The 13,818-nt window shown below is 47.5% G+C and carries 16 protein-coding genes; 14 read left to right on the top strand and 2 right to left on the bottom strand.

The window, feature by feature from the left end; genetic code table 11:
* The first annotated feature begins 161 nt into the window (after positions 1-161).
* The 11 genes from GCU39_RS08320 to GCU39_RS08270 all read left to right on the top strand — a co-directional run bounded on the left by GCU39_RS08320 (position 162) and on the right by GCU39_RS08270 (position 7,437).
* Positions 162-1,193 (top strand): ThiF family adenylyltransferase, encoded by a 1,032-nt coding sequence (locus GCU39_RS08320; protein ID WP_152393084.1) that lies wholly within the window; start codon positions 162-164, stop codon positions 1,191-1,193.
* Between the two features lie 38 nt (positions 1,194-1,231).
* Complete coding sequence (locus GCU39_RS08315) at positions 1,232-1,462, top strand: MoaD/ThiS family protein (RefSeq protein ID WP_152393083.1); 231 nt, start codon at positions 1,232-1,234, stop codon at positions 1,460-1,462.
* Between the two features lie 16 nt (positions 1,463-1,478).
* A complete protein-coding gene (moaC, locus tag GCU39_RS08310; RefSeq protein WP_152393082.1) occupies positions 1,479-1,964 on the top strand; it encodes a cyclic pyranopterin monophosphate synthase MoaC in 486 nt (161 codons plus the stop codon).
* A gap of 26 nt (positions 1,965-1,990) precedes the next feature.
* The gene (locus GCU39_RS08305) at positions 1,991-2,476 is read left to right on the top strand and encodes a molybdenum cofactor biosynthesis protein MoaE (protein WP_152393081.1); all 486 of its coding nucleotides are present in this window, start codon (positions 1,991-1,993) and stop codon (positions 2,474-2,476) included.
* A 22-nt stretch (positions 2,477-2,498) separates the two neighbouring features.
* Positions 2,499-3,509 (top strand): GTP 3',8-cyclase MoaA, encoded by a 1,011-nt coding sequence (moaA, locus tag GCU39_RS08300; RefSeq protein WP_152393080.1) that lies wholly within the window; start codon positions 2,499-2,501, stop codon positions 3,507-3,509.
* A 50-nt stretch (positions 3,510-3,559) separates the two neighbouring features.
* Positions 3,560-4,339 carry a molybdate ABC transporter substrate-binding protein gene (modA, locus tag GCU39_RS08295; RefSeq protein ID WP_227793491.1) on the top strand — a complete coding sequence of 260 codons (780 nt, stop codon included), beginning with the start codon at positions 3,560-3,562 and terminating at the stop codon, positions 4,337-4,339.
* On the top strand, positions 4,336-5,016 hold the full coding sequence (gene modB, locus GCU39_RS08290; RefSeq protein WP_193726829.1) for a molybdate ABC transporter permease subunit: 681 nt from the start codon (positions 4,336-4,338) through the stop codon (positions 5,014-5,016). The genes modA and modB overlap by 4 nt, the downstream gene beginning before the upstream one ends.
* An 8-nt stretch (positions 5,017-5,024) precedes the next feature.
* Positions 5,025-5,363 carry a hypothetical protein gene (locus tag GCU39_RS08285; RefSeq protein ID WP_152393077.1) on the top strand — a complete coding sequence of 113 codons (339 nt, stop codon included), beginning with the start codon at positions 5,025-5,027 and terminating at the stop codon, positions 5,361-5,363.
* Between the two features lie 191 nt (positions 5,364-5,554).
* Entirely contained in the window at positions 5,555-6,160 is a 606-nt protein-coding gene (locus GCU39_RS08280) for a hypothetical protein (protein WP_152393076.1), read from the top strand.
* A 202-nt stretch (positions 6,161-6,362) separates the two neighbouring features.
* Positions 6,363-6,923 (top strand): sensor histidine kinase, encoded by a 561-nt coding sequence (locus GCU39_RS08275; protein WP_227793490.1) that lies wholly within the window; start codon positions 6,363-6,365, stop codon positions 6,921-6,923.
* 31 nt (positions 6,924-6,954) lie between these two features.
* Positions 6,955-7,437 carry a hypothetical protein gene (locus GCU39_RS08270; protein ID WP_152393075.1) on the top strand — a complete coding sequence of 161 codons (483 nt, stop codon included), beginning with the start codon at positions 6,955-6,957 and terminating at the stop codon, positions 7,435-7,437.
* A gap of 102 nt (positions 7,438-7,539) precedes the next feature.
* Here the strand turns inward: GCU39_RS08270 and GCU39_RS08265 are convergent, their stop codons facing one another.
* A complete protein-coding gene (locus GCU39_RS08265) occupies positions 7,540-8,286 on the bottom strand; it encodes a FadR/GntR family transcriptional regulator (protein ID WP_152393074.1) in 747 nt (248 codons plus the stop codon).
* A gap of 132 nt (positions 8,287-8,418) precedes the next feature.
* Here GCU39_RS08265 and GCU39_RS08260 point away from each other — a divergent pair, with 132 nt between their 5' ends.
* From GCU39_RS08260 to GCU39_RS08245, 3 genes are all read left to right on the top strand, one after another.
* A complete protein-coding gene (locus GCU39_RS08260; RefSeq protein ID WP_152393073.1) occupies positions 8,419-9,834 on the top strand; it encodes an FAD-binding oxidoreductase in 1,416 nt (471 codons plus the stop codon).
* Positions 9,827-11,233: a (Fe-S)-binding protein gene (locus GCU39_RS08255; RefSeq protein ID WP_152393072.1), complete on the top strand. Its 1,407-nt coding sequence runs from the start codon at positions 9,827-9,829 to the stop codon at positions 11,231-11,233. Before GCU39_RS08260 ends, GCU39_RS08255 begins: the two co-directional genes overlap by 8 nt.
* Before the next feature lie 482 nt (positions 11,234-11,715).
* Positions 11,716-12,720 carry a phosphotransferase gene (locus GCU39_RS08245; RefSeq protein ID WP_152393070.1) on the top strand — a complete coding sequence of 335 codons (1,005 nt, stop codon included), beginning with the start codon at positions 11,716-11,718 and terminating at the stop codon, positions 12,718-12,720.
* Between the two features lie 98 nt (positions 12,721-12,818).
* Here GCU39_RS08245 and GCU39_RS08240 read toward each other — a convergent pair whose 3' ends face one another.
* The gene (locus tag GCU39_RS08240; RefSeq protein WP_152393069.1) at positions 12,819-13,619 is read right to left on the bottom strand and encodes a DUF2935 domain-containing protein; all 801 of its coding nucleotides are present in this window, start codon (positions 13,617-13,619) and stop codon (positions 12,819-12,821) included.
* Positions 13,620-13,818: the final 199 nt, after the last annotated feature.

Raw genomic sequence — 13,818 nt, 5'->3', positions numbered from 1 at the left:
GTTGACATAACAATATTTATGAAACGTTTTTAACGATAAAATTTTTACCTGTTTATTGAAGTAAAACATCGACGAACCGTTCAATGTCCTATACAAAATAACCTAGGAACGATATGATTTATAGTTGGAAGTGTTCTAATGGAAAGGAGGCAGCAACCCACATGTCTCATGATCGATATAGCAGACAACAGAATTTCAGTCCGATCGGTACCGAAGGTCAACAAGAATTAATGACGAAGCATGTTCTGATCCTGGGAGCGGGTGCGCTTGGCTCTGGGAATGCAGAACTCTTAGCACGATCAGGCGTCGGAACGATTACAATCATCGACCGTGACTATGTGGAATGGAGTAATCTGCAGCGGCAGTCACTCTATTGCGAGCAGGATGCGATTGATCAATTGCCCAAAGCTGTGGCGGCGGCCAATCGGCTCCGGCAGATCAATTCGGACATCACCGTGCACGCGCATGTCATGGATTGTACAGCCTCTGATCTTATAGCTTTACTTGATCATACAAAGGTTGATTTGATGCTCGATGCAACAGATAATTTTGCAATTCGATATATCTTGAATGATGTCGCTTATCGCTACCAAATTCCGTGGATCTATGGCGCGTGTTCGGGAAGTTATGGAGCGGTTAGCAACTTTATTCCGGGGCAGACATCATGCCTGCATTGCGTATTGGAGCGGATACCGGTCGGTTCTGCGACCTGTGATCGAGAGGGGATCATTGCTCCAGCGGTGCAGATGGTCGTAGCGATGCAATCGGCAGAAGCGCTTAAGTGGCTATCTGGGAATCGAGCACAGATGTCGGATCGATTTACGGTCTTTGATCTTTGGTCGAATATGTATCAATCCATTCGAATGCATATACCGGGTAAGCGCGAGTCTTGTCCGACATGCGGGTTACAACCGAGCTATCCTTATTTGAAGTCGGAGTCGGCGATGAGAACAGAAGCGTTATGCGGTCGAGATTCCGTCTGGATTCGTTATCCGCGTCAAGAGCCGCTAGATTTGAATCTGGTAGCCTCTCATGCTGTGCAACTGCACGCCAAAGTGAAGTCGAATCCGTATCTGCTCCAAATTCAAGAGGACGAATATCGTCTCGTTATTTTCCAAGATGGTAGGGCACTAATCCATGGAACCTCCGATCCGCTCGAAGCCAAGAAGCTGTATCTTCGATATTTAACCTAATAAATGTTTTATAGCATTAAATTCAGGAAGGTGAACTTATGAAACTATTATGTTTTGCCCATTTGAGTGAACAGTTAGGTACATCCAGCATGGAGTTAGAGCTAGGTCCGATCTCGGTAGCAGATTTTATGGCAGAGCTCAAGAATCGCTATCCGGCTCTATTGCTCGATCATGTCATGATTGCAGTCAATGAACAATTTGTCGAATCGTCCTATGTCATAGCACCGAATGACACGGTGGCATTGCTGCCTCCAGTCAGCGGCGGTTAAGAAAGGGGTTATGCAAATGAGTGAAGAAAAATTGACGCATTTCAATGATCAAGGCCGTGCCCATATGGTTGACGTGACGGACAAAGCCGAGACGAAGCGTCTCGCGGTCGTTAAGAGTCAGATCCACATGCGTAAAGAGACGTTACGTCGCATCCAAGAAGGATCGATCGGCAAAGGGGATGTGCTGGCGGTAGCCCAAGTGGCCGGCATCATGGCCGCGAAGAAGACGGCAGATCTCATTCCCATGTGCCACCCGCTTCCGCTCACGGGCATTGATATTACATTCGAGGTCGAAGATGAGCAGACGTTAGCCTTCCGGGTGCAGGTCAAGACAACGGGGGTTACCGGTGTCGAGATGGAAGCCTTAACGGCAGCCCAAGTCGTCGGTCTCACCATCTATGACATGTGCAAAGCAATCGATAAGGACATGGTGCTTGGCCCGACGTATTTGGAACAAAAGCAAGGCGGTAAAAGCGGCGATTACGTGCGTGAGAACAAGTAAGCGGTTAATGAGATAGGAGTGAGCGAATGAACAGCTCGATGTTTGTGATTACGGATCAACCGATCGTACCGGAGGATGTCTCGAATAAAGTCAAGCGGAGGGAAGCCGGGGCAATCACGTTATTCCTAGGCACCGTGCGTGAATTGACTCATGGCAAACGGACGTTATTTCTAGAATATGAAGCCTACCCGACCATGGCGGTCGCGCAATTGGAGCGGATCGGGCAAGAGGTTCGTGAGCGCTGGGCAAATACCGTTGTTGCAGTGACGCATCGCGTGGGGCGGCTAGAGATATCGGATATCGCCGTCGTGATCGCCGTCTCCTCGCCGCATCGCAAAGCAGCCTATGAAGCGAACGAATACGTCATTGAACGGATTAAGCAGATTGTGCCCATCTGGAAAAAAGAACATGGCGAAGACGGCTCCGAATGGATTGGCGATCAACTAAATCAACAGGTCTATCAGGAAGGTCGACCAATATTACCAGATATTCCGAAGGAAGATCAGAAGTAATACCGGAAAGGAGTGTAGCAGGATGAACGTTCCCCGTTTAATAGATAAATATGGACGAGAGCATCATTATTTGCGGATATCCGTGACCGATCGTTGCAATCTGCGCTGCATCTACTGTATGCCAGAAGAGGGGATGGAATTCGAGCCGTCGGAGAAGATCCTGACCTTCGAAGAAATTGCCGAAGTCGTTCGTGTCGTTGCCGGCATGGGGATTCGCAAAATCCGGTTAACGGGCGGCGAACCGTTAGTACGTAAGAACCTGGAACAGCTCGTGGCGATGATTGCTAGCATCCCAGGAATTGAAGATATCGCGCTAACGACGAATGGGATGTTTCTCGCGCCAAAGGCACGTGCGTTGAAGGAAGCTGGACTTACGCGCGTGAACATCAGTATGGACTCACTTCAGACGGATCGGTTCAAGATTATTACGCGCGGCGGAGATGTCCGGAAGGTGCTCGATAGCATCGATGCTTGCGTGATGGCGGGCTTAAGTCCTATCAAATTGAACGTGGTGCTCATGAGAGGGTTGAACGATGATGAGATCGCGGATTTTATCCGGTTAACGCTGGATCGGGATATCCATGTCCGGTTCATTGAATATATGCCGATTGGACATAGTGATGCGACGTGGAAGAACTTGTACTTGCCGCTCTCGCGTGTAATGGAAGTCTGTGCAGAATTGCAATGGGATTATGATAAGATCGCGACAATTCAAGGCAATGGCCCTTCAGAGAATTACCAACTGAACGGAGCGTTAGGGAGTTTTGGATTGATCCACCCGGTTAGTGAGCACTTCTGTCAGACTTGTAACCGATTAAGGCTTACAGCAGACGGTTATATCAAGCCGTGTCTTGCCTGGACGGAGCAATTCCATATCCGAAGCGTGGTCGGGAATGACGAGGCGATCCGCCAAATGTTCCTCGATGCCCTCGGAACGAAGCCTGAGAATCACGAAATGTCACATTTTCTAAATGATGATGTAACCATATCACATACGCCTACGGCACGCAGAATGTCGCAAATTGGCGGATAGGAGACTGTATGAGACATTTTTTAGCGAAAAGAAGGTTGAGCCTTCTTGTTATGTTGGTGATCACGGTTCTTGTCATTTCAGCATGCGGGAACCAACAAGCCAACAAAGACTCAGGGCCAAAAGGGGAAACGGTTGAATTAACGGTCTCCGCAGCAGCCAGCCTAACCGATGCGTTGCAAGAAATTCAGAAAAATTATGAAGCGAAGACGAGTGGGGTGAAGCTTCATTTCAACTTCGGGGCATCCGGCGCTTTGCAGCAGCAGATTGAGCAAGGAGCGCCTGTGGATCTGTTCCTCTCTGCAGCTTCGAAGAACATGAAGGCACTCGTCGACAAGAAGCTGGTCGCGCCGGATCAAGAGAAGAACCTGCTCGCTAATGAACTTACAGTGATTACTGCTGCCGACACATCGATGTCTGTTCAAGAAGCGAAAGACCTTCTGAAAGCGGAAATCCAGAAAATTGCAATCGGCATTCCTGAGTCGGTTCCCGCAGGAAAATACGCGCAAGAGGCACTTACGGGCGCAGGCGTATGGGATGAAATACAGTCCAAATTGGTCCAAGCAAAAGACGTGCGCCAAGTATTGCAATATGTTCAGACAGGCAATGCAGACGCGGGCTTCGTGTATAAAACGGATGCATTAACAACGAATCAAGTGAAGATTGCTTACAACGTAGATCCTACTTTGTATACGCCGATTACATACCCGATCGGTATCGTCCAAGCGACAACCCATGCCACTGAAGCTGAACAATTGTACGATTATCTGCAATCGAAGGATGCAATGGATGTCTTCGTGAAATACGGATTCTCCACACCGCATTCGAAATGAGCATGATGTCAATCGATTGGGCTCAATTATGGACGCCTATTCGATTATCCCTCCAGGTTGCGTTGACTGCTAGTATTCTCAGTACACTGTTAGGTGTTGCCTCGGCCTGGCGGATGTCAAGAAGTAAGGTGAAAGGAAAGGTTTTGCTTGAGACCGCCTTTTTGTTACCTCTTGTACTGCCGCCGACGGTCGTCGGCTTCTTGCTCCTCGTCGTGCTTGGACGGCGAAGCTGGATCGGACAGTTCGCGGAATGGCTGTTCTCCGCGCCGATTATTTTCTCGTGGGGTGCTGCGGTCATTGCATCTATTGTCGTCGCGTTTCCGCTCGTCTATCAGACGATGAAGACAGGCTTTCGCGGCATTGATTACCAACTTGTCGATGCCGCGCGTTCGATCGGTGCGAGCGAATGGCAGGTTTTTCGCTATATTACGCTGCCGCTTGCATTCCCATCGCTTATCACCGCCTATATCCTAAGCTTCGCTCGCAGTTTAGGGGAATTCGGTGCGACGCTGATGATCGCGGGTAACATCCCAGGGAAAACGCAGACCGTCCCTACGGCGATATTCGTTGCAGTCGATTCAGGGAATATGACGATGGCATGGTTGTGGACGATTTCTATGGTGGTTATTTCATTTCTATTGCTGCTCTTAACAGGACGGCGGCGAACATCATCATAATGAAGTAGGTGAAGGAGAAATCGGAGCGAGCCATCGTAAACGATCTGTGCGCGATTCTGTTTTTTTCCTTGGGGGGAGCTGCTGCTTATTTGTACGGAGGCGGCGATTGGAATAAGGCGATGCTGGTGGTGACGTTGTTTAACTTCTTGTATTTTATGGGGACGGCGTTCTTCGTGAAGACGATCTTCCGTGAGCGAGGTAATCCGAAATGGGAGGCTACGGCACGCATCTACCATGTATTGATTTTATTCGTGCCCTTGGCATGCGGCTATCCTTGGATGACGCTTCCCTTCGTTGTACCACTTATCCGTACGTTTCTCTTGGCAGGAAGCAAGTGCGTCCGATGAAGTCAGGGATTCTCGAGATTATCGGTGCCGTGCAGTTTATCGTCATATCATGGATTGTGTTCTAATGAACCGCGATAATCGCGGTTTTTTTGTGCGCGATATAGCCCTCAATGTTCATCGAGTGTACACATGAAGTACACATCGGCCCTTTATACTGTGATTTGTATACAGAAAACGGAGGGAAACAAATCATGAAAAAAACAGCGATATTATTAGCATTAACCATCACAGCCGGAACATTGGTTGGTCAAGTATGGGCAGAACCTGCAAAACCAACAGCAAGTCAAGCGACAACATCCGTGCAAACGGTGAAGAGCGAGCGGGAAAATCCACTTGTCAATGCCGGCATAGACGACCCGAAGGTGTTCGCTGCTTTTCTTACAAAATTGCAAAAAGCAGTTGCAGAGGATAATCTTAACGAAGTAGCTACGAATATGTCTTATCCCTTGAACTTGATCAAAAATGACAAGAAAACAATCATCTACACCAGTGAGCAATTCGTGCAAAAGTATGATCAAATCATGACAAGCTATGTGAAAAAGAAGCTGCTCGCGCAGAATGCTGAAGATGTATTCGTCAATCAGAATGGGATCATGATCGGCGAAGGCGAGATGTGGATAAGCGTCATCGACCAGCAACTTGCGGTCTATGCTATTCATGCCATGGAGAACCCGTATGAGGTGGCGGGCATCGATAATCCAGCGGAATTTACCGATTTTTTCAGCAAATCCATAAAAGAAAAACGGTCCAGATCAAGTCGAAAAAGCAGTTTATCGAGAAATACAATCAGATTATGACGGACAAGGTGAAGAAGAAATTAAAAGCGCAAAAAGCATAGAAAATGTTTGTGGACTGGCAAGGCGTCATGGTCGGAGACGGGGAAGTGTGGATTCGTCTACAGGATGATCATATTTTCGTATATGCCATTAATAAATAATGTAGTTAATTAATTCATGATGCCATTGTGGTAGGATACCAAAAGAAGTTGGTCGAGATGGCGTGTTGCAGCTCATCGTGAACGAGACGGATCGGATGAATGCATTGATCATGGATATGCTGGAGCTCTCCAAATTCGAGGCAAAAGCAATCCAATTGCATCCGAGAGCGTTGACTATTGGGTTGCTCATTCGACACGTGACCGCATCGTTCACACAGCAGCTGGAGAGCAAGCAGCTACTAATCGTGGTGGAAGGGGATCAAGAAGATTGGATCGTTCATGCAGATCCGCGGCGGATCGAGCAGGTGATCCTGAATTTACTAAGCAATGCCGTTCGGCATGCGTCGATGGGCAGCACAATCCGAATTGATCTGAAGAGTACTCCTCGAGGCAAGATTACGGTTACTATCGCTAATGCGGGTGCGCAGATTGCACCGGAAGATCTGAACCGGATTTGGGATCAATTCTATCGAGCAGAACGTTCTCGTGATCGTAAAACCGGCGGTACGGGACTGGGTCTAGCGATCGTCAAACACATTTTGGAGCTGCATGGCAGTGAATACGGCGTGGCGAATACAGGCAATGGGGTTGAGTTTCATTTCACGTTGGAACAAGTGGTGTAATAAATTCTAGTATAATTAATGGAGATGCGGTATGAAAATAAAACGTTTAATGATGTTAATTATATTTGGGGGCGTATTGATGGTGATGAGTGCGTGTGGTACGCCATCAGGTACGAGTTCAACAGCACAGGAGACCAAGCCAGTCAAGCAAGAGGAGCCAACAAGTGGGCAGGATACAAAGCAAGCGGACCAAGAAATACTGATTATTATAGATCAGACGCCGAAGCCATCGGAGCAAAAAAGCTTTGATTTTGTAGTGAAGCAGCTGCCTGAAGGGTATTCACTCACTGAAATGAAGTGGAACTCTTCGAAGAGTCATATCACGAATACGTTGCAAGAAGCAGCCCAGCACGGTGCGAATGGAGAAGACGGCTTCTATATAAGTGGTGACGGCCAGTTCGCAGGATTTATGTATCCGAAGTCGATGAGCGCCGAGTCGGGTGAAGTCAAATTCCTGTTCCATAATGAGCAAGGCAATGAGCTAACATGGAAAAAGAAGATCACATTGAAATAAATAGATAAGCTAAAAAGGTTAGCATTCGCTCGACATACGAAAAGGCCGGAGGGGTAACAAACGTTACGCGTTCCGGCCTTTTTCACTTATTTTCATATCGCATCATTCTGCGTCATTTTGTAGAGACGAACTCGCAGATTGATGATCATCTAGCACACGCTCGACCTTGGCAATATGCTGATCCATTAGCTCTTGCGCTCGCTTGCCGTCGCTACCTGCGATCGCATCATAGATATTCTGATGTTCTCGAAGTAAGCGTTCTGCCGATGAGCGTTCGGCATAGAACCATAAGGCGCGGCTGTCCTTCATCGAATCGTGAAACTGCTGGGATAGGGAGGACATCAGATCGGATAGAACGGGATTATGGGTTGCATGTGCTATTGCCTCATGAAATTGAACATCGGCTTGTTCACTAATCATCTCGTCATCTAGCATGTTCTCCATCTCGCGAAGGATATTACCTAGTCGTACAATATCTTGTTCCGTTCGATTATTCGCGGCGAGGGATGCGCATCCTGATTCGAGTACACGCCTGACCTCAAGAATGTGCTTGAGCGATTTGGCGCGGCTTACCCATGCGTCTGGGTAGAGCTGAGCCGGATGTTGATGCTGAGTAGGCTTTTCTTTGACATATGTGCCGCTTCCTTGCCGGATATCGAGCATCCCCATCGCCTTCAGGGAACTGAGTGCTTCCCGAATGGTTGAGCGACCGACTTGATATTGGAGGGCCAGATCGACGACAGACGGAAGTCGTTCACCGGCGAGCAGGATATTATCTTCTATTTTTCGTGTGAGGTCCTGTATGACCCAATCGGAGCTTTTAAGCGGCCTAGGTTGCAGCGTACTCATCGTCTTGATTCAATCCTTCCAAAATGTGGTTTCCATGTTATATATTCTAGTGTATACTATTCCTGACATAAAGTCATCAGATGACCTGACTAATTTGCAACTCTTATTATTTCATATGCAGAGGTGTTGAATATGCTGGAGGAAGTAGTTATTCGCGAGCTCCGCGCCATTGTGGGGGGTTCATTTTTTCGTAATGATCCAGAGACGCTTGTGACGCATTCTTATGATGGGACGCCTATGCAGCAGGCTCTCCCAGATGGCGTCATTTATCCAGGCAGTACAGCTGAGGTCGCAGCGATCATGAAAGTGTTGAACCAATATCGCATTCCACTGATCAGTAGAGGATCAGGTACGAACTTATGTGGTGGGACCGTCCCCGTGCAAGGCGGCGTGGTGATGGTCATGTATCGGATGAATCGGATTCTCGATGTTGATCTGGACAATCTGACAGCGACTGTACAACCTGGCATCATCACGAAGGAGTTCATTGCCCACGTGGAGAGTCTAGGCTTGTTCTACCCGCCAGATCCGAGCAGTATGGCCATCTCGACCATCGGCGGGAATATCGCAGAATGCTCCGGCGGACTCCGCGGTCTCAAATACGGGACGACCAAAGATTACGTTATTGGGCTGGAAGCAGTTCTTGCGAGCGGCGAGATCATACGTACAGGCGGTAAGCTGATGAAAGATGTGGCAGGTTATGATTTGACCAAGCTATTGGTCGGATCGGAAGGGACGCTTGCGGTGATTACCGAAGCGACGCTGAAGCTTATTCCTCCGCCCAAATACAAGAAGACAATGCTGGCAATGTATACGGATCTCTATGGGGCGGCACGCACCGTATCCAAAATTATTAAGAGTCAGATAATCCCGGCAACATTGGAGTTCATGGACAACCCGACGATCCGCGTCGTGGACGATTTTGCGAAGCTTGGCCTGCCGCTCGATATGGAAGCCATCCTCCTCATTGAACAAGATGGTGAGATGGAAATGGTTGAACGAGATATCGACATGATCGCTTCGATCTGTCGAAGTGAGAACGCTGCAAAAGTCGAGGTGGCTGAGACGGCAGAGCATGCATTGAAGTTGATGACGGCTCGTCGTAGTGCATTTACAGCACTGGCCCGATTGCGCCCAACGACGATCCTAGAAGACGCGACTGTACCGCGTTCAAGGATTGCCGATATGGTACTCGAGATTAACCGGATCGCCGCCAAATATCAAGTTCAAATCTGTACATTCGGCCACGCTGGCGATGGAAATCTACATCCGACCGCAACGACGGACGCCCGAGATCAAGAAGAGGTGCATCGCGTCGAAGCGGCTTTCGAAGAAATCTTCGAGGCTGCGATTCGGCTTGGCGGCACGATTACGGGCGAACACGGCGTCGGGATAGTGAAAGCTCCTTATCTGGAATGGAAAGTGGGGAGCGCGGGCATCGACATGATGCGAGGGATCAAACAGGCATTCGATCCGCACAATCTCCTTAATCCCGGTAAATTATTTGCTAAAGAGACGCGTAAAAGGGTGGTTATTCAACATGGCTAAGACAGAGTTACAGTCCAATACGTTCCAGGCAGCGCCTCTAACATCGAAGACTGAGCCTGCATGCAGTTCGATGGCGAATACATTAAAGTTGTCGCTTGATTACGATCAACTGACCAACTGTATGCGCTGCGGATTTTGCTTGCCAGCTTGTCCGACCTTCCGCGAGACGGGGGTAGAGGCGGAATCCCCACGGGGCAGGATTGCCTTAATGAAGGCCGTGGTCGACGGGATTATGGAGCCTAACATGCAGTTCGAGGCGCAAATGAATCACTGCTTGGGCTGCCGTGCATGCGAGCCTGCTTGTCCAGCGGATGTGAAATACGGTCAACTCATCGAACAGGCAAGGGAAGCCGTAGAGAAGCATACGGTTTCTCATCGTTGGTGGGTTAAGCTTGCGCGTAAAGTGGCTTTCAAGGGCGTCTTCCCTTATCAGAATCGCGTGAGAATGGTTGGCGGAGCTCTTCGATTCTATCAACAATCCGGTTTACGCAACTTTGTAAGAAATGCAGGACTGATGAATCTGTTTCCTGCACATATGCGAGACATGGAGAAGATTTTGCCTGATGCATCCGACAAAGGCGTCATCGAGTCGATCGGTACGCGACATTCGGCTGATGGACTTAGAATTGCTACGGTTGGTTTATTCCGTGGCTGTATCATGGATATCCTGTTTACGGAGACGAATATCAATACCGTACGCCTTCTTACTGCTGCAGGATTCGATGTCGTGATCCCGGAGACTCAGAACTGCTGCGGTGCACTTCATGCGCATAGCGGCGAGCAATCGGACGCCAAAGAGCTGGCCAAACGCAACATCCGCGCATTTAGAGAATCTGGCGTCGATTGGATTATTTCGAATGCCGGTGGCTGCGGCGCGCTATTGGTTGATTATGGGCATCTATTGCATGATGATCCGGATTGGAGAGAAGATGCGGCATGGTTCGCTTCCCGTACGATCGATATCAGCAAAATCTTGGCGGATCAAGGGAATCTGCCGCATACCTTCGGCTCGATGGATGAAGAACCTATGACGCGAATCACTTACCAGGAATCCTGTCATTTGCGCAATGTGATGCGCAGCTCGGATGCGCAGAGAAAATTGATACGACGGGTGGAGGGCGCGGAGTTCGTCGAATTGTTCGAATCTGATCGATGCTGCGGCTCGGCAGGGATTTACAACCTGACTCAACCAGAGATGGCAGGCAGTATACTCGATCATAAGATGGAGCATGTGAAGAAGACAGAGGCGCATGTTCTCCTGACGAGCAACCCGGGCTGCCTGCTGCAGATGAAGCATGGCATCGAGAAACACGGTATGAGTGATCGAATGCAGGCCATGCATGTGGTGGATTTTTTGTACAGCCGGTTGAATAGGGATAAAATTAATGTCGTTAAATAAAAAGAAGCGGAGACCCATCAGGGTACCGCTTCTTTTGGTTGCATTAGGTTCTTCTACGTTCAAAAACTAGAACATTTCGTCCGGATGATATTAGACGAAACCCATTTGTCAAAAGGCAACGTTCAGCAAAAATAACACGTCTACCGATCACGATAAATCGTCTACACGGTACAGCACTACCGATAATAAGGAAGTCTGTGATAATTCTGCGTCCAGTAATTCTTTCGCGTCTAAATCGAATCGTTACGACATCAGTTCTCAAGCGAGCCATATCAGTCACCTCGCTTTCCTATAAGCTAATATAGTAAATGCGAAATCTACTAAAAAGGCAACTGATAGAATGACCTGTACACGATAATTCCACGCGTCGCATAAGGGAAGATTTTTATCAGGACGGGGCGTTAGACCATACATCGTGTTCTAGGTATGAATACCCTAGCTAATAGCTTTACGCTTGAAATTCATCTGAATCGAGGTTACCTATGGTATCTACCTATACAAGAACCCGAATACACCAAATTACCCGTCGCTTCGGGATGATCCCCATCCATACGGTATCGGTCCCGTCACTTTATCGAAAAAGCGCCATCTTACAGGTTCGCACAAATCGCGGTACTTATGCGGTTAAGCCCTTTTTTAGGAGTCCTTTCCTTCGTTCCAGTACAATTCATCAAATAAAAACAACAGCTGGCTATATGCAACGCTTAGCGGAGAGCGGCTTCACCTACATGCCTCATTGGCACCGGAGCACATCAGGTTCATTGTGGATTATGAATCAAGGAAGGCCTTTCTATATGACCGCATGGATACAAGGGAGGAAGTTAGAGAAAAAAGAGGATTATGAAGAGCTTGGACGGGCCATTGCGACACTACATCAAACATCAAGGCGTTTCATTCACACAAACGACACGGTTACACGTAAACAAATTCGCATATGGCAAGGCAAAGACCGGCTTTTTCGTAGACGAATGGCTGTAGCATTACGAATGAATGAACGCAGACACAAATGGTATAAGCATTACGGAAAAGCATGCGAAAGACTTGCGGATCGGGCTTGGACGATGATAACGAGTCCTGAGATTGCAGAGCTCCTGGCAAAGGAAGTTGCCGGTCCTGCTTTAATACACAACGATATTACGACACCGAATGTCATTATTTCTGATGATGGCGGGCTGTTCATCATTGATTGGGACTACGTTAGAATTGGTTCCATTTATGTCGATGTCGTAAAGGCACTTATGAACACAACGCAATATAATCCCATATACATCCTAGCGCTGATAAAAGGGTACGAAGAGCTCTATCCTTTTGATAAACACGAGCGCAAATTGATTTCTGCTTTATATGGATTGCCTCTGGAGGCATGGCAAGCTACGCAGATCATTTATCGCAAGAGAAGTAGTGAGATGTTAAGAATTATGGAACAAACTTGGATTCTACGACTGAAGGCCGTGGATGTAGTAGATGAATGGGCGAATAGTCAGTAGAATCGGAATGAGCGCTCACTATCAATATCTTCATAAAAAAAGAGGGGTTGGCAAATGCCAATGTGCCCCTCTTTTCATGCATCGTTGTTGAACTATGATCAAGTGTGCTTTTGCTTGTTGAGCTGGGCATCGAATGCATCAATAATGAACAGGAATCGCTCTGCCTCACGGAAGACGTGATCTGCTAACAATGGATGGATAATGCTCTTGATACGGCATGCATCGATGAGATCCCGTGCTGTCTTTTTGAAATCGCGGAGGGACTTAACGGACACCCGATTCTCATCGAGGAACTGATCAAGTAGAGGATAGGTTTGAGATTGTGGACGCATCGATTCTAGATCTCTCGCTTGGAATAATAACGTATCAAAATCGTGACTGAAGTTCCGTGCCTGCTCAACGAGTTGACGTTCGGATGGGTCTAATAAATGTCCAATAAATTTGGCATGATCAGCCATAATGCGAAGGAAGAATACATTCTCATCAATAATGGCATCGGGCAGCGGTTCCAGATTGCCTTGATTTAGTTCGGACAGTCTGTTTCTGAAGTAATTCGCTTCTCTACTAACATGATCCACGAGTAAGGGGAAATTGTTTCCACCAGGTAATTGGCACTGTAATATTAGCCCAAGAACTTTTCTTTTAAAAATCCAGATATTCGAGGCTGCAACGTACACTTCCTCATTGAATCTCCGAATTGTCTGCGGATCGGTATCCATGGTAAATGAATGTGATCTATTCTCGATCGATTCGAATAATGCATAAAAATGATTTGCCTCCTGAATTAATTGCGTGTCTTCACAACGGAAGCCTAATTTTAGAAACAATGAATGTTCTTTCATAATACGTGACCAGAAACGAATTTCATCGAGGGACCGTGTTACAAAAGGATCCGGCATTTTGAAATTACCTCCCGTTACTCTTATCCATAAACTGTATTCGAGGTATTTCATAATATGTAAATATTATCATTATTCGACTTGTACTTCTTTTAACGTTTTACTGGATATGGCAGGGAATAAGTCAACGGACAGGATGGCTCAATATCGTTATTGTATAATAATACATACTGACATATAATTATACATAATTTCAAAT

This window comes from Paenibacillus guangzhouensis (assembly GCF_009363075.1).
Classification (GTDB): domain Bacteria; phylum Bacillota; class Bacilli; order Paenibacillales; family Paenibacillaceae; genus Paenibacillus_K; species Paenibacillus_K guangzhouensis.
This window is presented reverse-complemented; position numbering and strand designations above follow the sequence as displayed.

Excerpts from the sequence above, each read along its gene's own strand:
- GCU39_RS08280 (WP_152393076.1), top strand. The coding sequence starts at position 5,555 with ATGAAAAAAACAGCGATATTATTAGCATTAACCATCACAGCCGGAACA.
- GCU39_RS08320 (WP_152393084.1), top strand. The coding sequence starts at position 162 with ATGTCTCATGATCGATATAGCAGACAACAGAATTTCAGTCCGATCGGT.
- GCU39_RS08265 (WP_152393074.1), bottom strand. The coding sequence starts at position 8,286 with ATGAGTACGCTGCAACCTAGGCCGCTTAAAAGCTCCGATTGGGTCATA.
- GCU39_RS08270 (WP_152393075.1), top strand. The coding sequence starts at position 6,955 with ATGAAAATAAAACGTTTAATGATGTTAATTATATTTGGGGGCGTATTG.
- GCU39_RS08305 (WP_152393081.1), top strand. The coding sequence starts at position 1,991 with ATGAACAGCTCGATGTTTGTGATTACGGATCAACCGATCGTACCGGAG.
- moaA (WP_152393080.1), top strand. The coding sequence starts at position 2,499 with ATGAACGTTCCCCGTTTAATAGATAAATATGGACGAGAGCATCATTAT.
- modB (WP_193726829.1), top strand. The coding sequence starts at position 4,336 with ATGAGCATGATGTCAATCGATTGGGCTCAATTATGGACGCCTATTCGA.
- GCU39_RS08315 (WP_152393083.1), top strand. The coding sequence starts at position 1,232 with ATGAAACTATTATGTTTTGCCCATTTGAGTGAACAGTTAGGTACATCC.
- GCU39_RS08245 (WP_152393070.1), top strand. The coding sequence starts at position 11,716 with ATGGTATCTACCTATACAAGAACCCGAATACACCAAATTACCCGTCGC.
- GCU39_RS08240 (WP_152393069.1), bottom strand. The coding sequence starts at position 13,619 with ATGCCGGATCCTTTTGTAACACGGTCCCTCGATGAAATTCGTTTCTGG.
- GCU39_RS08260 (WP_152393073.1), top strand. The coding sequence starts at position 8,419 with ATGCTGGAGGAAGTAGTTATTCGCGAGCTCCGCGCCATTGTGGGGGGT.
- GCU39_RS08255 (WP_152393072.1), top strand. The coding sequence starts at position 9,827 with ATGGCTAAGACAGAGTTACAGTCCAATACGTTCCAGGCAGCGCCTCTA.
- moaC (WP_152393082.1), top strand. The coding sequence starts at position 1,479 with ATGAGTGAAGAAAAATTGACGCATTTCAATGATCAAGGCCGTGCCCAT.
- modA (WP_227793491.1), top strand. The coding sequence starts at position 3,560 with ATGTTGGTGATCACGGTTCTTGTCATTTCAGCATGCGGGAACCAACAA.